Annotated in this window: 20 protein-coding genes; 14 read left to right on the top strand and 6 right to left on the bottom strand. The window is 36.3% G+C overall.

Annotated features, from left to right (window positions below; genetic code table 11):
• Positions 1-3: 3 nt before the first annotated feature.
• Positions 4-1395, bottom strand: coding sequence for a M16 family metallopeptidase (locus ACMAZI_RS14695; protein WP_158536814.1), 1392 nt, complete (start codon positions 1393-1395; stop codon positions 4-6).
• Positions 1396-1461: 66 nt separating this feature from the next.
• On the opposite strand from ACMAZI_RS14695, the gene ACMAZI_RS14690 reads away from it, so the two are divergent.
• The 8 genes from ACMAZI_RS14690 (at position 1462) to ACMAZI_RS14655 (ending at position 10814) form a co-directional block, all read left to right on the top strand.
• Positions 1462-2250 carry an MBL fold metallo-hydrolase gene (locus tag ACMAZI_RS14690; protein WP_412474408.1) on the top strand — a complete coding sequence of 263 codons (789 nt, stop codon included), beginning with the start codon at positions 1462-1464 and terminating at the stop codon, positions 2248-2250.
• Between the two features lie 87 nt (positions 2251-2337).
• Positions 2338-3447, top strand: coding sequence for an alanine dehydrogenase (ald, locus tag ACMAZI_RS14685; protein WP_334679201.1), 1110 nt, complete (start codon positions 2338-2340; stop codon positions 3445-3447).
• A 357-nt stretch (positions 3448-3804) separates the two neighbouring features.
• Entirely contained in the window at positions 3805-5043 is a 1239-nt protein-coding gene (locus ACMAZI_RS14680) for a hypothetical protein (protein WP_334679203.1), read from the top strand.
• Positions 5044-5329: 286 nt separating this feature from the next.
• A complete protein-coding gene (locus ACMAZI_RS14675; protein WP_240406493.1) occupies positions 5330-6931 on the top strand; it encodes an ABC transporter substrate-binding protein in 1602 nt (533 codons plus the stop codon).
• 13 nt (positions 6932-6944) lie between these two features.
• The gene (locus ACMAZI_RS14670; protein ID WP_120404609.1) at positions 6945-7970 is read left to right on the top strand and encodes an ABC transporter permease; all 1026 of its coding nucleotides are present in this window, start codon (positions 6945-6947) and stop codon (positions 7968-7970) included.
• The gene (locus ACMAZI_RS14665) at positions 7970-8869 is read left to right on the top strand and encodes an ABC transporter permease (protein ID WP_412474407.1); all 900 of its coding nucleotides are present in this window, start codon (positions 7970-7972) and stop codon (positions 8867-8869) included. The genes ACMAZI_RS14670 and ACMAZI_RS14665 overlap by 1 nt, the downstream gene beginning before the upstream one ends.
• An 18-nt stretch (positions 8870-8887) precedes the next feature.
• Positions 8888-9853, top strand: coding sequence for an ABC transporter ATP-binding protein (locus tag ACMAZI_RS14660; RefSeq protein WP_412474406.1), 966 nt, complete (start codon positions 8888-8890; stop codon positions 9851-9853).
• 19 nt (positions 9854-9872) lie between these two features.
• Positions 9873-10814, top strand: a complete 942-nt coding sequence (locus tag ACMAZI_RS14655) for an ABC transporter ATP-binding protein (RefSeq protein ID WP_412474405.1) — start codon at positions 9873-9875, stop codon at positions 10812-10814.
• A 28-nt stretch (positions 10815-10842) separates the two neighbouring features.
• On the opposite strand, the gene ACMAZI_RS14650 is transcribed toward ACMAZI_RS14655, so the two are convergent.
• The gene (locus ACMAZI_RS14650; protein ID WP_412474404.1) at positions 10843-11370 is read right to left on the bottom strand and encodes a hypothetical protein; all 528 of its coding nucleotides are present in this window, start codon (positions 11368-11370) and stop codon (positions 10843-10845) included.
• A 157-nt stretch (positions 11371-11527) separates the two neighbouring features.
• On the opposite strand from ACMAZI_RS14650, the gene ACMAZI_RS14645 reads away from it, so the two are divergent.
• Positions 11528-11821, top strand: a complete 294-nt coding sequence (locus tag ACMAZI_RS14645) for a hypothetical protein (RefSeq protein ID WP_412474403.1) — start codon at positions 11528-11530, stop codon at positions 11819-11821.
• A 59-nt stretch (positions 11822-11880) separates the two neighbouring features.
• On the opposite strand, the gene rpmG is transcribed toward ACMAZI_RS14645, so the two are convergent.
• A complete protein-coding gene (rpmG, locus tag ACMAZI_RS14640; protein WP_120404605.1) occupies positions 11881-12057 on the bottom strand; it encodes a 50S ribosomal protein L33 in 177 nt (58 codons plus the stop codon).
• A 115-nt stretch (positions 12058-12172) separates the two neighbouring features.
• Here rpmG and ACMAZI_RS14635 point away from each other — a divergent pair, with 115 nt between their 5' ends.
• From ACMAZI_RS14635 to ACMAZI_RS14620, 4 genes are all read left to right on the top strand, one after another.
• Positions 12173-12469, top strand: coding sequence for a hypothetical protein (locus ACMAZI_RS14635; RefSeq protein ID WP_120404604.1), 297 nt, complete (start codon positions 12173-12175; stop codon positions 12467-12469).
• A gap of 131 nt (positions 12470-12600) precedes the next feature.
• Positions 12601-12870 carry a type B 50S ribosomal protein L31 gene (locus ACMAZI_RS14630; RefSeq protein ID WP_120404603.1) on the top strand — a complete coding sequence of 90 codons (270 nt, stop codon included), beginning with the start codon at positions 12601-12603 and terminating at the stop codon, positions 12868-12870.
• A gap of 67 nt (positions 12871-12937) precedes the next feature.
• Positions 12938-13357 carry a hypothetical protein gene (locus ACMAZI_RS14625; protein ID WP_120404602.1) on the top strand — a complete coding sequence of 140 codons (420 nt, stop codon included), beginning with the start codon at positions 12938-12940 and terminating at the stop codon, positions 13355-13357.
• A 193-nt stretch (positions 13358-13550) separates the two neighbouring features.
• Entirely contained in the window at positions 13551-14060 is a 510-nt protein-coding gene (locus ACMAZI_RS14620; RefSeq protein ID WP_120404601.1) for a hypothetical protein, read from the top strand.
• A 65-nt stretch (positions 14061-14125) separates the two neighbouring features.
• Here ACMAZI_RS14620 and ACMAZI_RS14615 read toward each other — a convergent pair whose 3' ends face one another.
• The 3 genes from ACMAZI_RS14615 to pyrE form a co-directional block, all read right to left on the bottom strand.
• Positions 14126-15154 (bottom strand): small ribosomal subunit Rsm22 family protein, encoded by a 1029-nt coding sequence (locus tag ACMAZI_RS14615; RefSeq protein WP_412474402.1) that lies wholly within the window; start codon positions 15152-15154, stop codon positions 14126-14128.
• Between the two features lie 87 nt (positions 15155-15241).
• Positions 15242-16513, bottom strand: a complete 1272-nt coding sequence (locus tag ACMAZI_RS14610) for a citrate synthase (RefSeq protein ID WP_120404599.1) — start codon at positions 16511-16513, stop codon at positions 15242-15244.
• Between the two features lie 139 nt (positions 16514-16652).
• Positions 16653-17285, bottom strand: coding sequence for an orotate phosphoribosyltransferase (pyrE, locus tag ACMAZI_RS14605; RefSeq protein ID WP_412474401.1), 633 nt, complete (start codon positions 17283-17285; stop codon positions 16653-16655).
• A 178-nt stretch (positions 17286-17463) separates the two neighbouring features.
• Here pyrE and ACMAZI_RS14600 point away from each other — a divergent pair, with 178 nt between their 5' ends.
• Complete coding sequence (locus ACMAZI_RS14600; protein WP_412474400.1) at positions 17464-18831, top strand: hypothetical protein; 1368 nt, start codon at positions 17464-17466, stop codon at positions 18829-18831.
• Positions 18832-18854 lie beyond the last annotated feature (23 nt).

Genomic DNA, 18854 nt, shown 5'->3' with positions numbered 1-18854 from the left:
AAATTACCTTTTATTACGATCCCAAATTGATAAGAAGGCATAGTTATTACCCGAGATATAACGCTTACATACGTCTCTCACCTTCTCCACAGTCATTTCATCATAGCTCTTCAGTTGTTTCTTATACTCACGATAATCACCAAAGTAGAATTCAGTTGAGCCTAAGAAGCTTGCAAGGCCATCATTTGTAGAAATTGCTTGGAAGTATTGCTTTAATAGTAAGTTCTTAGTCTTTTGTACTGAACGAGGTGTAATGGCCTTTGAGCATGAACGACGTAAACTTTTTAAAAGCTTATTACGACTTGTGCGAATACTGAATTTTGGAAGAATCTCTCCTCCAATAACAAAAACACCACCATTCTTTAGGCCATAATTGAAAGCATAAACGCTTGAAAGACGAGGTCTTTTAGAAACGACAAAGTTTTTAACAAGATAAGAGCTTGTACCAGTTCCTAAAATATCAGCTAAGAAGTCCAGGGCAAGTGCATCTTCATGAGTTATTGAAACAGCAGGAAATGCTAAACGAAACATTGGATTCTTTGCCTGTCCATTAAGGCCTTTAATATAAGGAAGCTTTGAAGTGCGCTTATAATTATCAACATTATCAAGCTTCTCTTTTTTCTTATCAAGGTCACTATTTGTTTTAATCTTTCCAATTGTATCCTTAACTTTATCTAGTACCGAAGAAGGATCGATATCACCAACAATGATCATCGTCGCATTATTTGGCGCGTAGAAGTTATGATAAAACTCCATCATCTGATCTCTTTTAAGTGCCTTTACGTCTTTTGCATCGCCAATAACAGAGCCTCCATATGGAGTTCCTTTAAAGATCGCCTTCATCATTGCAAGATGAATTTTTCCATTTGGCTTATTTTCATAACGCATTTTTCTTTCTTCAAGAACGACTTGTCTTTCTTTTTCAAAAGGAACTTCTTCAAGAACAAGATTTTGCATTCTCTCCGCTTCAAGCTCAATCATCTTCTCAACAGTAGAGGCCGCAATATTTTCATAATAAACAGTGTTATCAAATGTCGTATATGCGTTTGAATCACCACCGTAAGTTTCAATATAATCTGAGAAATACTCCGCTGGATAATTCTTCGTCTTCTTAAACATCATATGCTCTAGAAAGTGAGTCGCACCAGTCGTGCCTACTTTCTCATATCTTCCACCTACATCGTAGAATGTATAAATTGATGCAATAGGAAGCTTAGAGTCCCGTACTAGAAGTAACTTCAATCCATTATCTAACGTATGTTTTTGAATATCGATATTTAACTCTAAGTCACCAAGTCCAATATCTTTATGATTTGTGCCCTGATCCTGCGTCGATGAACACGAGACAAGAAATAAAAATACCAGGCAGGCAAAGTACTTTGTCGTTTTAAACATTAAATCTCCAATAAAAGTTAACATAAGTAGTTTAAAAGCTTATAATTTTCATGGCAATATATACTTATGAATTTATCAATCACATTTCTAGGAACAGGAACAAGTACAGGCATCCCAATGTTAGGATGTAATTGCAATGTATGTACAAGTTCAAATCCATTTAATAAGCGTCTTCGCACTTCTTTTCTCTTGCAAACGAAAAAGACGACTATCGTCTTTGACACTGGTCCCGACCTAAGGACTCAACTATTAAGAGAGAACGTCCAAGATGTTAATGGTGTTATTATATCTCACCCTCATGCTGATCACCTCAACGGGATTGATGATATAAGGCCATTCACATTCAATCATCCAATTAATCTCTACACATCAAGTGATTGTGCAAGAGTTATCCATGAACGATTTGGCTATATCTTTGGAAGTAATAAGGGGCATATCGGCTCAAGTCCCAGACTCTTAATGAATGAGATCAATATTAATGAAAAGATGAAAATTTGTGAGCTAGAATGTGAATTCCTTCAGCTTCCCCACGGAAATGGAACTTCATTAGGTTTGTTAACGGATAAGCTTGCTATAATTTCAGATTGTCATGAGATTGCGGACCAGACACTTTTAAAGCTTAAAAACTCAAACCTTGATGCGCTTATTATAGATTGTGTTCGAGAAGAGCCTCACCGCAGCCACCTAAACGTGGACAAGTGCTTCTCATATATCAAAGAAATTGGCGCAAAGCAGAGTTTTCTTACACATATGGGCCATGAATTGGAACATGACTCGTTGCAATCTAAGTGCAATGAGCACTTTCCTGCTAAAAATGTCAAAGTCGCTTATGACGGCATGAAATTCGATGTTTAAATTATTGTAATTGCACGTTAAAAACATTATATATTCTTAACAATTTTAAGATATTTTATTACGCCTTTAGCTTTGATGGAGTTTAGTATGATTATTGGTGTTCCAAAGGAAATTAAAAATAATGAAAATCGCGTTGGTCTAGTTCCAGGCGGTGTTAGACAACTAGTTCACGACGGTCACGAAGTGTACGTAGAAACAAATGCTGGTTATGGAATTGGTATTAGCGATGAAGACTTCATCCAAGCAGGTGCTAAGATTCTTGGCTCACTTGAAGAAGTTTTTGAAAAGTCGACAATGATCATCAAAGTAAAAGAGCCACAAGCTAGAGAGATTGCTCTTTTAAAGCCACACCATATTCTTTATACATACCTTCACCTTGCAGCAGATGAGCCGCAAACAACTGGTTTAATGGAGTCTGGATCAACTTCTATTGCATACGAGACAATCCAACCAGCAGATGGTTCACTACCTCTTCTAACTCCTATGTCAGAAGTTGCAGGAAGAATGGCAACTCAAATTGGTGCTTCTTACCTACAAATTGACCACGGTGGAAAAGGTGTTCTTCTAGGTGGTGTACCGGGAACAAGAAGAGCAAAAGTAACAGTTATTGGTTGTGGTGTTGCAGGTACTAACGCAATTAAAATGGCCATGGGAATGGGTGCTGACGTAACAGCAATTGACCTATCGACTAAGCGTCTTGCTGAGCTTGATGACCTATTTGATAACAGAATCACGACTCTATTTTCAAATATTGAAAATATCGAAAAGTCTGTTCAAGAATCAGATCTTGTTATTGGTGCGGTACTTGTACCAGGTGCAAAAGCTCCAAAGCTTGTAACAAGAGAGATGATTTCTAAAATGGAAAAGGGATCTGTCGTAGTTGATATCGCAGTTGACCAAGGTGGTTGTATTGAAACATGTAAGCCAACAACTCACCAAAACCCTACTTTCCTAGTAGATGGTGTTGTTCACTACTGTGTTGCTAATATGCCAGGTGCTGTTGCTCAAACTTCAACTTTTGCACTTACTAACGTAACTCTTAAGTATGCTCGTATGATTGCAAAATATGGTGTTGAAGAAGCAGCGAGAATGGATGCAGCATTCAAAAAAGGTATCAATATCTACAAAGGTAAACTCGTTTACAAGCAAGTAGCTGATGACCTTAACCTTGAATACACTCCACTTAATATTGATTAATATAAGAAAAGGGCCTACAAAGGCCCTTTTTATTATTTTCTAGATAAGTTTGAACAAGAGTTCTGACCTAAAATAATAAAGTGATCACCAAAGAAAAGCATGATATTAAATTCGTAATCACTTAGCTTCGTAATTCAACTCACCCCATCATTCCTCTCAAGATAACCTATCAAATTTACAACTGGGGTCATTTTTTAACCAAAATGCTCAACTTTCTCGATAATTCACTGATTTAAAGTGTTAGTTTTCTCAAAATATCTTACATTTAGGGAGTTAACATAAATTAACTTCAATATATTTTTCATTTTTACCTCAATCTCGCTAAAAGTTATTCATTAATTCTTTTAAGGGGGAGAAATGTCTAAGTTTATTAAGAGCATAATGCTTGTTCTAATCACTCTCACTGCTTTTGCCAGTGATAACCAATTAAACTTCTCATTCAATGGTGGACAAAATGATGTTCAAATTCTTGCCAAAGAAATTGAGGTAACAAAGTACAAACAAGAAGAATATGAAGGTACTTGTTACAATCAAATTCCATACCAAGACGAAGAATGTGGATACGAAACGAAGTATCGTCAATCTTGTCGCTACCGCTCAGGAAGAAATGTTTGCCACACAGACTACGAGCGTCAGTGTCGCTATGAAACAAAATATCGTGAAAGATGTACAACTGGCCCATCAAGACAAGTTTGTCGAAATGTACCAGGGCAAAGAATATGTCGTGATGTTAATGGACGTCGCGAATGTAAGCAAAGACCAGGTCGTCGTGTTTGTGAAACAAAGCCAGGTCGTCGTACATGCAGCCGTGAACCATACCAAGACCGTGTTTGTCGCTCACGCCCAGTTCAACGTTGTCACTGGGAGCCAGGAAGAAATATTTGTACAGATGAGCCATACCAAGACTACGTTTGTCGTACAGTAACAAAGTATCGTTCAGAGCCATACGCTTGTACAAAGACACGTACAGTACCTTACAAAGATACTGAAAAAGTAACTCACAAAGTAAAAGTTGAATATATTGGTGCAATCGAGAAAGCCGATGCAAACTTCACGCTAAACTTTGCAAACGAAATGAAGAGTTTCCAAACTGAAGTTGAAAACTTAAATGAAGAATCAACTCAGATTAACTTCCAAGTTGCAGACTTTAACGAGGTTCAAGATTATAACTATGAATCGACTCTAAAAGTTGAATTCTTTGACCTAGATAAAGCACGTGCTCCTATTCAAGTAACTCCTGCTAAAGTTGATATTAGCAAGCGAGGAAAGTTTGAATTAGAAGTATCTAATCTAGAAGGTGTTGAAGCGCTAAAGACAGAAATCGTAATCTACGATCGTGAAAAGAAGAGACTTCACTTTAAGAAGACTATTGATCTTTTAACTTTCAACAAAACTCTTCTTGATAATGGAAACGTTCTTCTTACAGGAGAACTAAAAGAGCACGGTTTTGAAAAAATCAAAAAAGGCTTCTTTGGTCCATTTGAAAAAGAGCGTAAGCTTAAAGTTACTCTTACTTTCTTTCCACTGGATTCAACTGTTCCAGGGCAAGAGCTAAAGCCAGTAACACATACGCTAAAAGCAGAAGCTGAACTTTAGAAAAAAGACCTTAAGCACACACTTAAGGTCTTCATTCAATTTTAGGGAATTGTTTGAAGGCCATGAAAATATAAATTGAACAAGAAGGCCTCTGTTTAGTTACAGGGGCCTTCTTTTCTCACTTCATTTCTACCTTTATCAATTGTGGTCATCACAATCTCTAGTACTTGAATAGTTAAGAAATTAAAGATTAAGCAATGTAATGCGCAGTGTTGTTTACGTTACAGCAAATGCTACGTACCATTTTATAAATAAAAAATAAATAAATCATTAAGGGAGCTTAGTAATGATTAAAAACCTAATGGCCATTTTAATGGTGGCCCTACTCGTTGTGTCTTGTTCAGGAAAGAACGGAGCAAACAAGAGTACTTTTGTATACTGTTCAGAAGGTTCACCTTCAGGATTTAATCCTCAATTTCTAACTGATGGCCCATCTCACAATGCGGCAGCTTACCCACTCTTTAATCGACTTGTAAGTTTTGAAACTGGAAGCACTAATATCATTCCTTCCATTGCTGAGAGTTGGACTGTATCTCAAGATCAACTAACTTATACATTTAATATAAGAAAAGGTGTTAAATTTCATACGACAAAATATTTCAAACCAACAAGACAGCTTGATGCAAGTGATGTTGTGTGGTCTCTAAACCGTATGTTTAAAAAGGACCATCCATATAATAAGGTAAGTGGTGGTATCTATGAATATTGGGATGGAATGGGAATGTCTAATATTATCAAAGATATTAAACAAACTGATAAGTACCAAGTTCAAATTGAACTTCATCACCCAGAAGCTCCCCTACTTGCAAACTTTGCAATGGCCTTCACAAGTATCCTTTCGCGTGAGTATGGTGAAAAAATGCTAGCGGCCAAAACACCTGAAGATTTTGATCGTAAACCTGTTGGAACAGGCCCATTTATTTTTGGATCATATCAGAAAGATACAATGATCCGTTATACAGCTAATAAAGACTATTTTAAAGGTGCTCCAAAAATTAAGAGAATGGTTTTTTCTATTATTCCTGATCCTTCAGTTAGAACGCAGAAACTTGTTGCAGGAGAATGCCACCTTGCGACTCAGCCTGCACCAACAGATATTGCAGCACTAAAAGCAAATAAAGATATAACAGTATTAGATGGTGCCGGTCTCAATGTTGCATACCTTGCTATGAACACTGAAAAGAAGCCTTTTGATAATATCCATGTAAGACGAGCAATAAACTATGCCCTAAATCGTGACTCTTATATTGATCCTATCTATCTTGGGTTTGCAAATGTTGCAAAGAACCCAATGCCACCAACAATCTGGGGTTATAACGACAATATCACTCCATATGAATACAATATTCAAAAGGCAAAAGAAGAATTAAAAAAAGCAGGTCTTCCAAATGGTTTTGAAACAACAATTTGGACTCTTCCGGTATCTCGTCCATATAATCCAAATGGAAAGAAAATGGGTGAATTAATGCAAGAAGATCTTGCAAAAATTGGTATCAAGGTTGAGCTTGTGACATATGATTGGCCTACATACTTAAAGAAGGCACACGCTGGTGAACATTCAATGATTCAAATGGGATGGACTGGTGACAATGGAGACCCTGATAACTTCTTATATATGTTATTAAGCTGTGAAGGAGCTAAGGCCGGCTCTAATTATGCAAATTGGTGTAATAAGGATTATGACCGTCAGGTTATAATGGCAAAGAGACTAAACGATCCAAAGAAAAGAGCTAATTACTATCTTGAGGCCCAAGAAGTATTTAAAAAAGAGGTTCCATGGATAACACTCTTTCACTCAACAGTTCACCGTGCCATGAGAAATAATGTAAAGGGATTCAAAATTCATCCTCTTGGAAATGACATCTTTACTGATATCTCTATCGAATAAGTAATTAAATTATATGAAAAACTTCTTAAAACAACGTTTTCTTCAGCTAATCCCAACAGTAATTGGGATTAGCTTATTTTCCTTTATCATTGTTCGCTTAGTTCCAGGTGACCCCGTTCTTCTTCTTTTAGGTGAACGTGGTGCTGATCCTAAAGTCTATGCGGCCATGCAAAAAACACTAGGACTCGATCGTCCAATTCTAGAGCAGTACTTTCTCTACATACAAAATATCTTCTCAGGAGATTTTGGCCAATCCATTGTGACGAAGCAAACAGTAGTTAATGAGTTCTTCTCTCGCTTTCCGGCCACTTTAGAGCTTGGAGTATGTGCGATGGTATTTGCCATCCTAATAGGAATCCCTGCCGGAGTCTATGCAGCTTTAAAGCGTAATTCTTTTATAGACTATCTATTAATGGGTACATCACTAGTGGGATATTCAATGCCAATATTTTGGTGGGGATTAATTCTCATTATTGTCTTTTCAGTTAATATGGGAATCACACCTGTTTCAGGAAGGTTAGATGTCTTCTATGAAGTACCAAGTATTACAGGTTTCATGCTACTTGATACGCTTAATCCTGAGGTCATTGAATTTGATGGTTTAGCACCATTTTTCTCGGCCCTTAAACACCTTATCCTGCCAACAATTGCTATGGGGACAATTCCACTTGCTGTTATTTCTCGAATGACAAGATCAAGTGTACTTGAGGTCTTAAAAGCACCATATATCCAAACAGCTAAAGCAAAAGGCCAAAGTTATCAAAAGATTGTATGGAAACACGCTGTAAGGAATGCACTTATACCAATCGTAACTGTTATTGGACTTCTTTTTGGAAGTATCATTACAGGAGCAATTCTTACAGAGACCATCTTTTCGTGGCCAGGTATCGGCCGTTGGCTAGTGGCAAGTATTCACGCTAGAGACTACCCTGTAATACAAGGAGGTATTCTCTTCATTGCTCTGATGGTTATCTTCATCAATACATGCGTGGATATAATCTACTCGATTGTTAACCCTAAAATTTCAGGTTCAAAATAATGAGTGACCAAGTAATTAAACAAGATTCAAACATAACAAATATTCAGTTATTAAAAGACTTTTGGGATCATTTTAGTGATAACAAAGGTGCAGTCTTTGGACTGGCCTTAGTTATAGGATTTATTCTTATAGCACTACTCGCTCCTATTATTGCTCCTCATGGGCAAAGTGAAATCTTTGAAGGACAACTTCGTATCCCACCAATTTGGGCAGAGGGTGGAAATATGTCTTTCTTACTAGGAACAGATGATCTTGGACGTGATGTTTTAAGCCGACTTATTTACGGTGCTCAAGTCTCACTCTTTGTTGGGATATCAATTGTATGTATATCAGCTGTAATTGGAACTATTCTTGGACTTCTTGCAGGCTACTTTGGTGGAAAGACCGATGCTGTCATTATGCGATTTATTGACATTCTCATGGCCTACCCAAGTATTCTTCTCGCTATTATAGTTGTCTCTGTAATTGGCCCAGGACTTATGAATGCGGTCTTTGCTGTTTCACTTGTAAGTGTTCCATCTTTTACACGTTTAATTCGTGCCAATGTTATGGAAATCAAAGACCTACAATTCGTTCAAGCAGCTAAAACTTTTGGTGCCTCTCCTATTCGCATCATGCTAAAGGAAATTCTTCCAAATTGTATGGCAACATTAATTGTTCAAATTACTCTAGGACTATCAGAAGGGATTCTCTCCACTGCGGCCCTTGGCTTCTTAGGACTAGGTGTTCAAGCTCCAACTCCTGAATGGGGAATTATGCTAAGTGATGCTAGGCCTTATATACAAAGTGCTCCATGGCTTGTCACGCTACCAGGACTTTGCATTCTAGCAGTCGTACTTGGCCTAAACTTATTTGGAGATGGGCTTAGAGATGCACTTGATCCAAAACTTAAGAGATAAGAAAAGAGAAATATTGCTATGAATTTATTAAAAGTTAAAAATTTAAATATCCACTTCAAGACAAAAAAAGGTCTTGTTCACGCGGTTAGAAATGTTTCCTTTGACGTTGAAAAAAGTGAGACTTTAGGAATTGTTGGAGAATCCGGATGTGGTAAGAGTATTACAAGTATGGCCATTATGGGACTCCTCGATGACAACGCCGTAGTCACTGCTGATGAATTAAGCTTTGATGGAGTTGATCTTCAAAGCCTTAACGAAAAATCATGGCAAAAGATTCGTGGTGGTGAGATTAGTATGATCTTCCAAGATGCCATGAGTAGCTTAAATCCTTGCTACACAGTAGAAAATCAGATTGAAGAAGTTTTAAAAATTCATAATCCAACAATGACTAAGCCCGATAGAAAGAATCGAGTCGAAAAGCTTTTAACACTCGTTGGTATTCCGGCTCCAAAAGAGAGAATGAAATCATATCCTCACGAACTTTCTGGAGGAATGGCACAAAGAGTGATGATTGCCATGGCCATTGCATCAGATCCTAAGCTTCTAATTGCAGATGAGCCAACAACAGCACTTGATGTAACTGTTCAACAACAGATTCTGGACCTTTTAATCGAGATCCAGAAAGAGACAGGTATGGCCGTAATTTTCATCTCTCACGATCTTGCTGTTGTAAAAGACTTTACGAGAACATTACAAGTTATGTACGCAGGTGAAGTAATTGAAAAAGGACCAACAGATGATGTCATTGCACACCCAAGGCATCCTTATACATTTGGACTTTTACAATCAATACCATCATTTGCAAACGATATCGACGCTCCCCTTTATTCAATCAAAGGAATGGTACCAGACCTTGCAGGTAGGCCCACAGGCTGCCAATTCAAGGAGCGCTGTGAATACTCTAGTAATGAATGTAATCATCTACCAAAACTAATCATTCATGATGATCGCTCTCTAAGATGTATTCACCCTTTAAACAACTAATCTAACGGATAATAAAATAATGATTGATACAATAAAAGTTACAAATTTAAAGAAGCATTACCCAGTGGGAGATAAAACTGTAAAGGCCGTTGATGGCCTGAGTTTTAATTTACAAGAAAGATCGACCCTAGGAATTGTAGGTGAATCAGGTTGCGGAAAATCCACTCTTGCAAAATGCCTCATGGGACTTGAATCTTTATCGGGTGGAAGTATCACAATAGCTGGAAAAGACTTTTCTCAAATGAGCTCTAAGGAGTTATATCATAATATTCAAATGGTTTTTCAAAACCCACTTGAATCCCTTAATCCTAGAAAAAAGGCCTGGGAGATTATTGCAGACCCACTCTTAATAAATGAGAAAGTGATAAAGAAAGAAGCTTTTAAAAGGGCCTGTGATCTAATGGAAACAGTTGGACTAAGACGCGAGCACGCCCATAAGTACCCACATATGTTTAGTGGTGGCCAGCGCCAGCGAATTGGTATTGCACGTGCCCTGATCTTAAAGCCAAAGGTTCTTATTTTGGATGAGCCTGTTTCAGCATTAGACGTCTCTGTTCAAGCACAAGTTTTAAATCTTTTAAGAGATCTTCAAAAAGAATTTAATCTAACATATATCTTTATCTCTCACGATCTCTCTGTTGTACGCTATATCGCAGACAAAGTTCTTGTCATGTATCTTGGAAAAGTATGTGAATATGGAAAGAGTGATGTGATATTTGAGACGCCTCACCATCCATATACAAAGACACTTTTAAAAAGTGCGCACGCTGTGGAAAATGAAGTGATAAAAGCCTTCCCTCCTCTTAAGGATGTGGAACTACCATCACCTCTTGATCCTCCATCAGGATGTAACTTTCATACTCGTTGTCCGCTTGCTGTAGAATCCTGTAAGAGCGAAATTCCTGAATGTCGTGATATCGACCAAAGAAGTGTTTTCTGCCACGAAGTAATTGCCAATTAAAAAAGCCTCGCTCAGCGAGGCCTATATTCTATTTTAATACATTTTTTAAATGCTTTACCAAGCGCTCCTTAGAAGGAACCTTGATTGCAACCTTACGACGACGATGACGTGGCCCATGTCCAGTTACTCGGCTAAAAACTGAGCCATCACAAAGGGCACCAGACTCATTCAAATAATTTAATTCATTTCTTACTGCACTGATATCAATTGTCATCCCAGGCTCATATAATGCATTAAGGAGTTCATTCATTTGTTCAGAATCATTATCACCTTCAAGTAAATCGATATAGAAATGCAGTTTATCTTGATGCGCTTTAATCACCCTTAAGAAAATAGGATAGGCCAGAAATGCAGGAAAAACATGTAAACCAAATATTGCATTTAATGCATAAGTTGAAACGTAGTGAACTCCGTTATGTGCATGAGTCGACATCTTAACCAATCTGCTATCATTAAACTTTGCAACATCTTGCTTATATTGTTTGGAACATGTCTGTGAGTAAACATTAGATGATATTGCTAAGGCCATGGAAATGACCAAGATTACTTTTTTCATTCTTCCCCCCCAGGATATGTGAAATATTTATATGAGAGAAAATAACAATAAGTAGCTTTAGTCTCTACTCAATTGTAAAAATTGACGATGGTGTCTAGTATTGTTACATAAACCCCAAGTACGACACTATTTTATGTATTCTTAACAAGGGGCCCCTATGAAATCACTTCTACTTACTTTAATACTAACAATTTCTACTTCAACACATGCTTGGATTGAAAACGAAGACCAATTTTCGTCTCACCCATACTATGAGCAAATGGTTGAGTTTATGTGTTTTAATTGTGGACCAAATGAAGGTGGATATCGAATTAACGATATTTATGCGATTGAAGAAACACAAGCAGAAGTATGCTACATCATGGATTATACAGTAACTTATGATGATGACTACGGTCCAGTTAACTACGATGAGTTTCAAGAATTCTGCTTTGAACCAGAAATAAAATAGCTAATAAAAAAGGCCCACTAAAAAGTGGGCCTTTTTTATATCTGAATTTAAATAATTAATTACTTAATTTCTTTGTGTACAGTGTGCTTTCTTAAGAAAGGGTTGTACTTTTTGATTTCTAATCTTTCTGGATTAGTCTTCTTGTTCTTAGTTGTTGTGTAACGAGATGGAGTTTGTCCATTCTTTCTCGCTTCTGTACACTCAAGTGTAATAATAACTCTTGGCCCCTTTGCCATAACTGCCTCCTAAAAATATATAAACCTAAAATTTCTCTTATAACTTAGTAATCGTAGGTAAGAAACTTACTAGAAATACATTGTCATGGCAAGGGCCAACTGTTAAAAATACTGCATGGAAATACAAAACTTAGTCAATTTGAAGAATTGGAACTTCGCCCACTACAATAGTGAGCATTTTAAGGCCTTTATTGGCATGACTGGCGATGTAGAAGAGACAAACGGAGCAATAAGAGAGGTCATCCTCTACTCTGTAACAGTAGTCGATGGTGAGGATAAAGAAGTATTTCAACGTGATTTCAAGTCGTTAAAGTCAGCAATTTCATTAATAAATGAAAACTATGGACATTGGCAATTTAACGACCCGACAGATAAGTCTGGCGGAGGTTGTAGTTCTTGCAGTGCTCACTAGCCGCAAGGAGTAAAACTCTTGACAATTTCTGCTATATAAGCGAAATTGCTCAAATCTCAAACTTAAATGTTAGAACACTTAAACGTAGAAAATAGCATTGTAACAAGCAATGCGAGAAAAAGAGGTTTAAAATGAAAAAAGGTATCCACCCAGAGTACAGAGACGTTCTATTCCACGATATCTCTGCTGACTTAAAATTTATCACTAGATCAACAATCAAAGCAGATGCTGAGCTTGAGTTTGAAGGGAAAACTTACCCATACGTAAAACTTGATATCTCTAGTGCATCTCACCCATTCTATACTGGTAAGCAAAAAGTACTTGATACTGAAGGTCGTATCGACAAATTCAGAAAGAAATTTGGTACTTCTTACGCTTCACTTGGGAAGAAAAAGTCTTAATTTACTTTTTAAATTTAAGATATATAAAGGCCTCGCATCGCGAGGCTTTTTTGTTTATAATTAAGAAATGAAATTCTTAATCCTAATCCTTATTACTCAAGTAGCATTTGCAAAGCTTGAAAATAAAATTAACTATATTGCTGATATCTTACTTAAAGAACAGTATTTAATTAATGACTCAAAAGAGCGTGCCGATTTCGTTAAAAGACAACTTATTGAAAAGTCCGCTAAAAGTCTTGATAATAAAAAACTTGAAAAGATTATTGACGAGAATACAGAGTTCATCGACCTGAAGAAAGAGATAGTCAAACGTATTAAAGACAAATACTCCGAAGAAGAAATAAATAAACTCATGGCAATCCTTGAGACAAAGGAAATGAGAAAGCTTGCTAAAGATGTCTTATCCCCTATTCTATTGATGCCCCACTTTAAAATGAATAAAGAAAAAATCATTTATGAAGTAAAAGAATTAAAGAAGTCTCAGTAATATTAGAAAAAAATCCTATCCCAACATATATTTTTAAGCTTAGATATTCTAAGTACTTGAGAGTTATACTTATAGATCACCTAAAGGAAAACCAATAATTTCAACAACTTAGAAAAGATTTCTTTAAAGAACTTATCAAAATTTACCGAAGTTATTATATCAAAAATAAGATTTTCTTTTCTAAGGGGGACGTGTGATCAAGAAATCAATTTCAAGAACAATAGCTATAGTTTCATTGAGCTTACTTGTTACAAGTTGTGCAAATATGAATTCGCAACAAAAAAGAGAGTTAGCAGAATGGGAAGCTGAAGGTATTGCAGTAAAAGAAAAAGATGAAGTAACTGCCGCAGTATTAAATGTACTTCCTGGTGTTGGTGACTTTTATAATGGCAATGTAGGTTATGGAATTACAAACCTATTATTTTGGCCGGCCTCAGTCCTTTGGGCCCCTTTCGGAGGTGTTGCTGGAGCACAGGAACAAAATTATTATGCAACAAAGAATTATGTAAGCTCTTTAGAAAATAATCGCAGAAGATTATTAGATGATCTTGATACGGCATTTATGACTCAAGAGATTTCAAAGAAAACTTATTATTACGGAAAGAATAAAATCAAAAAAATGAAAGTCACTGAGTTTAAAAATGAAATAGAACTTAGAGATATTATTCCAGTAAAACTACAAAGACTTCCAGCAAGTAATTAAAAAATAAAAGGCCTGTGAAAAACAGGCCTTTTTTATTTGTTAATTTTCATCATTAGATACTTATCTTAATCAATTTCAACTTCAATCTCTTTAACTCTAAAAGTAGAATTTTCAAGTTCCTTATCGATCGTATAAGAAAGCTTTATCCCAGAAGAGATAGCATCTAATTGTTTAAGCATTTTCTTTTTAAAGAGTTTTTTTGGAACTTCTAAGTTCACAATCTTATTCTCTATTGTACAAACTTCCCAAAGATAAGCATGTTTCACAATTCTCTTCAAACGTATTAAGCGCGCCTCATTCTCAACGACGGGCTTATTTTGATCACTTAAACTATAGAGATGAATTGTTGCAGGCATAACCTTACGATCAAGCTTTGCCACTTGTGATAGAGACTCAAGTTCATAGTCTAGACTTACTTTAATAGACTGATGACACCAATCATCAGTTTCTTGAAGAGGACAACTTCCCTGCCCCATGCATGGATAATTAACTTTATACTCAAGGTTTAATAGTTTTCTTCTAAGCTCTAAAACTTCTTTAAAGACCTCTTTGGTTCCCGGCTCAATACAGATGATGAACTTAGGCTTGAGGTTCTTTATTAGCTTAAAAGCTGCCTTCATTCCCATTTCATTTAAAGAGTTACCAAAGATTAGCGTTGAGTTTTCAATTTGAGGGACACGATTTTTAAAGAAAACCCTATCTTCTTTAAAATATTCATCGTTAAGCTTCTTGGCCTGTTTAAGCATTAACTCACTTTCATCAACACCAATGAACTCTTTTGCATTAGGCAAGAGATTGGCAGCAGCGTAAGTATAAGTTCCAGGGCCACAACCAATATCAATAATCGTCGTTTCTGAGATTGCAGACAAACTCTCCTCACTTAATTGAGAAAAGAGAAAGTCTAATTTATATGCATTTGTTGGGAAATAGAATGCTGTATATGCACTTATCAAATCCTCATTTGAGTAGTTCTCCTTTAAGTTTTTACGCTCACTTGTAAATTGTTGCGACTGAATCTGAACAAGCTTGCCAAGTTGTTGCTTATTTAACTTTGGATTTAATAGAGAGTTTAAAATTGCATCATAATCAAACATTTTCTTTCCTAATTAGAGGCTAAGTAAAGGCCAAAAGAAAGGGCCTCATATCGAGGCCCTTAATATCGTCATAATTTTATCTTAAAATTATCTTTTGATTACTGGCGTGTAATCTCTTTCATTCTCACCCATGTAAACCTGACGTGGACGTGAAATACGTACACCATCTTCTCTAAGCTCTTTCCACTGAGATAGCCAACCTGGAAGACGTCCTAATACGAACATTGCTGTAAACATATTAGTTGGAATACCAAGTGCCTTGTAGATGATACCTGAGTAGAAGTCTACGTTTGGATATAGGTTACGTTTAACAAAGTACTCATCTTTAAGAGCAACTTCTTCAAGACCTTTTGCAATGTCAAGAAGAGGGTCTTGAATATCAAGTTTTTCAAGAATTGTGTCACATGCTTTTTTAATGATTTTTGCACGTGGATCAAAATTCTTGTAAACACGGTGACCAAATCCCATAAGACGGAATGGATCTTCCTTGTCTTTCGCTTTTTCGATGAATTTTTGGTAATCACCACCATCTTTTCTAATTTCTTCAAGCATCTCAAGTACAGCTTGGTTTGCTCCACCGTGTAATTGTCCCCAAAGAGCTGTAACACCAGCTGCAATTGAAGCAAATACGTTAGCATGAGATGAACCAACAACTCTTACAGTTGATGCTGAACAGTTTTGCTCGTGGTCTGCGTGTAGAATTAATAAAGTATCAAGAGCATCTGCTACATCTTTATCAACTTCACCATCAAACATTAAGTTTAAGAAGTCTGATGAGTAATCAAGCTTAGCGTTTGAAGCTAGAGGGCTTTTCCCCATCGTCTTGCGATAGAATTGCGCCATCATAACTTTAACTTGTCCCATCATTTGAGTAATTGCCTTATTCTTAATTTCCTCAGTTGCCTCAGGGTTTAGGAATTCAGGATAAAACCCACTTAATGATGAAATAGCAGCAGCTAAAACACCCATTGGGTGTGCTGAACCAGGGAATTGATCAATGATCTTCTCGACTCCACCAGGAAGCTTACTTGAAGCAGCAATATCTTTGTTGAATGCTTCTAATTGAGCAGCTGTTGGAAGCTCCCCGTTGTATAGAAGATAAGATACTTCAGCAAAGTTTGAAGATTCAGCAAGTTGTTCAATTGGGTAACCACGGTATCTTAGGATCCCCTTTTCTCCGTCAAGAAAAGTGATCTTTGACGTACATGATCCAGTGTTTACAAAACCGATATCTAGAGTAATTGCTCCAGTTTGTGCTCTAAGCTTTGAGATATCTAAAGCGAGCTCATTTTCAGTTCCTTTAAGAGTTGGAACTTCGATCGTTTGACCATTGATTTCTATTTTTGCACTTTCGGCCATTTGTTTCCTCCAAAATTTAAGTTGGAATAACTTAAAAACATATAGATGTTAAGGTAATACGAATAATATTAGTATGATACATATATTCTTTTGCAAGATATGTCGACACGTCTTGCGTCTAAAACATGCGTCGCACAATTTAGACCTGCCAATTATCAGGGTCTTGCTGCCATCTCATCAGTAATTGATGGCCTTCTTTATTAATAATATCTTCAGACAAACAGATATCGGCTAATTGATTTAAATTTATTAGTGAAAAGATATCAATCTCCAACTCTTTTGCCACCTTCTTCGCATTAGGTGTCTGGTAGTCCACCAAACACAAAACAGAGTCTACCACATGGCCTTGATCGCGAATAAGCCTTATGACTTTTTCAATACTTGAGCCTTGGTTTACCAGGTCTTCAACTAAAAGTAGTTTACTGTTTTCGCCAACTTTTCCTTCCACTATCTTACCTGTCCCGTGAGACTTAGGTTTAGAGCGAACATAATTCATTGGTTCTTTTCGAGCATATGCCAATGCGGCCGCATGTGAAATTCCAGCAGTGGCGACACCAGTTATAAAGTCATATTTAAGATTATTATTATTTATCGTCTCACTTAAGAGCTCTATTGCTAAGGCCCACATTTTTGGATCTGAAGACATGAGACGATTATCACAATAAATCGGCCCTTCTTTACCAGAAGCATATTTAAATGGATTTTGTGGTGAAATTTTAATTAAGCCAAATTTTATCATCTCTTTTACAAGATCTTGAATTTTAGAATGCATGCTAACCCCTTTAAATTAGTTTAATCAAAATTATCCATCTTAAAAAGAAGAATCATTGTATAATAATCAACTGATTTACAAATATTTAACTAACTAAATTTTATTATTTCAATAACTTACCGATGAGTGGGCATAAGAAATACATAATTAAGATGAAATAATGAATTAAGGGGTTATTTTGAAGGCATTGTATATTTGTGATGAGAAAGATGAATGGGGATATATAAGAGACTCATTTTCTAGCTGCTTTCCCGATATTCAACTACACTGTGCAATCAGTGGTGACGATGCAATCGATTTACTAAGCTTCGAAGGTCCATTTGCTATGATCCTAATCGAAGTCTCATTAAAGAATGAGGACCCTTCTCAACTTGCTGGAAAGATTCTATCCATTACTGGTCAAAGACCTTTTATCTTCCTTGGTATGGAGGCAATGGTAAAAGAAAGGATTCCTGATGCACTATATGCAAGAAGTGAATCTTCTTCGGCCCTTTTTAGACCTATCGAAGAAGAAGACTTTGTTACGGCCGTCAATAAAGCACTTGCCTGGGTAAAAAGTGAAGATTTTGGTTCAAGTATTGAAGAATTTGAAGAAGATGATCTTCTACCTATGAAGATTAGAGGCTTCTATCTTTTTGAAACATTGGCCTATGATGTTTATCTAGAGCTAACTCAGACTAAATATACGAAAATCATTTCTGCAAATAAGAAATACTCTCATTCAACAATCCATTCTTATGCAAGAAAGAATATTAAGGTACTTTATTTAAAAAAGAACGATTACTTAAAATTCTTAGAGGAAGGAATTGAGAACTTATTAAAAGTCTTTGAGAGTAAGAAGAAGTTAAAGCAAGAAGAGGTTATCGAAAATCAAATTAAGGCCGTACTTCTTATTCATCAATATGTGAAGACAGTTGGTGTTTCAGAGAATGTGATTAACCTATGCGATAAGGTTATTCTTTGTAGTCGCGATATTGTTCTTGAGAATAAGAAGTATCGTAACGTACTCTCTTTATTTCCAAAGAGTGGGCCATTTGATATCGCCACTCAAGCAATTATGACTCTTTATTTATCACACTTTATTTTACAAGCGCTTGGCTGGGCGTCTGAGACATCTAAGAAAAAACTTGGTCTTGCCTCTCTTTTATATGATTCAATGCTTGAGAATGAAGACCTTATTAGTATTCAATCATTAGAAGATCCACAGCTGAAAATGTTTAAAGAAGAAGAACAGGAAAATTATCGTATCCACCCTATTAAGGCAGCAGAAATAGCACAGTATTTTACAGGCTATCCTGAAGCAGACTTTGTTATCGCGCAACACCACGAAAAACCTAAAGGAGACGGTTTTCCTAATAACCTAAGTACCAATAAACTTACAGCACACTCATGTGCATTTATCTTAGCAAATAATTTTATTCTAAGACTTTGTACAAGTACTGGTGGAAAAAAGAATCTTCTCAATATCTTTAGAGAGATGAAAGAAGTTTACAACCAAGGAAACTTCAAAGACCCACTAAATGCATTACAAAGAACGATTGTGTAAGTAAAAAAAATCTTAATTTTCAT

It is taken from the genome of Halobacteriovorax sp. YZS-3-1, assembly GCF_047084945.1.
Taxonomy (GTDB): domain Bacteria; phylum Bdellovibrionota; class Bacteriovoracia; order Bacteriovoracales; family Bacteriovoracaceae; genus Halobacteriovorax_A; species Halobacteriovorax_A vibrionivorans.
This window is presented reverse-complemented; position numbering and strand designations above follow the sequence as displayed.

Excerpts from the sequence above, each read along its gene's own strand:
- ACMAZI_RS14610 (WP_120404599.1), bottom strand. The coding sequence starts at position 16,513 with ATGGCCGAAAGTGCAAAAATAGAAATCAATGGTCAAACGATCGAAGTT.
- ACMAZI_RS14650 (WP_412474404.1), bottom strand. The coding sequence starts at position 11,370 with ATGAAAAAAGTAATCTTGGTCATTTCCATGGCCTTAGCAATATCATCT.
- ACMAZI_RS14635 (WP_120404604.1), top strand. The coding sequence starts at position 12,173 with ATGGAAATACAAAACTTAGTCAATTTGAAGAATTGGAACTTCGCCCAC.
- ald (WP_334679201.1), top strand. The coding sequence starts at position 2,338 with ATGATTATTGGTGTTCCAAAGGAAATTAAAAATAATGAAAATCGCGTT.
- ACMAZI_RS14630 (WP_120404603.1), top strand. The coding sequence starts at position 12,601 with ATGAAAAAAGGTATCCACCCAGAGTACAGAGACGTTCTATTCCACGAT.
- ACMAZI_RS14645 (WP_412474403.1), top strand. The coding sequence starts at position 11,528 with ATGAAATCACTTCTACTTACTTTAATACTAACAATTTCTACTTCAACA.
- ACMAZI_RS14625 (WP_120404602.1), top strand. The coding sequence starts at position 12,938 with ATGAAATTCTTAATCCTAATCCTTATTACTCAAGTAGCATTTGCAAAG.
- pyrE (WP_412474401.1), bottom strand. The coding sequence starts at position 17,285 with ATGCATTCTAAAATTCAAGATCTTGTAAAAGAGATGATAAAATTTGGC.
- ACMAZI_RS14695 (WP_158536814.1), bottom strand. The coding sequence starts at position 1,395 with ATGTTTAAAACGACAAAGTACTTTGCCTGCCTGGTATTTTTATTTCTT.
- rpmG (WP_120404605.1), bottom strand. The coding sequence starts at position 12,057 with ATGGCAAAGGGGCCAAGAGTTATTATTACACTTGAGTGTACAGAAGCG.
- ACMAZI_RS14675 (WP_240406493.1), top strand. The coding sequence starts at position 5,330 with ATGATTAAAAACCTAATGGCCATTTTAATGGTGGCCCTACTCGTTGTG.
- ACMAZI_RS14690 (WP_412474408.1), top strand. The coding sequence starts at position 1,462 with ATGAATTTATCAATCACATTTCTAGGAACAGGAACAAGTACAGGCATC.
- ACMAZI_RS14655 (WP_412474405.1), top strand. The coding sequence starts at position 9,873 with ATGATTGATACAATAAAAGTTACAAATTTAAAGAAGCATTACCCAGTG.
- ACMAZI_RS14660 (WP_412474406.1), top strand. The coding sequence starts at position 8,888 with ATGAATTTATTAAAAGTTAAAAATTTAAATATCCACTTCAAGACAAAA.
- ACMAZI_RS14665 (WP_412474407.1), top strand. The coding sequence starts at position 7,970 with ATGAGTGACCAAGTAATTAAACAAGATTCAAACATAACAAATATTCAG.
- ACMAZI_RS14670 (WP_120404609.1), top strand. The coding sequence starts at position 6,945 with ATGAAAAACTTCTTAAAACAACGTTTTCTTCAGCTAATCCCAACAGTA.
- ACMAZI_RS14615 (WP_412474402.1), bottom strand. The coding sequence starts at position 15,154 with ATGTTTGATTATGATGCAATTTTAAACTCTCTATTAAATCCAAAGTTA.
- ACMAZI_RS14680 (WP_334679203.1), top strand. The coding sequence starts at position 3,805 with ATGTCTAAGTTTATTAAGAGCATAATGCTTGTTCTAATCACTCTCACT.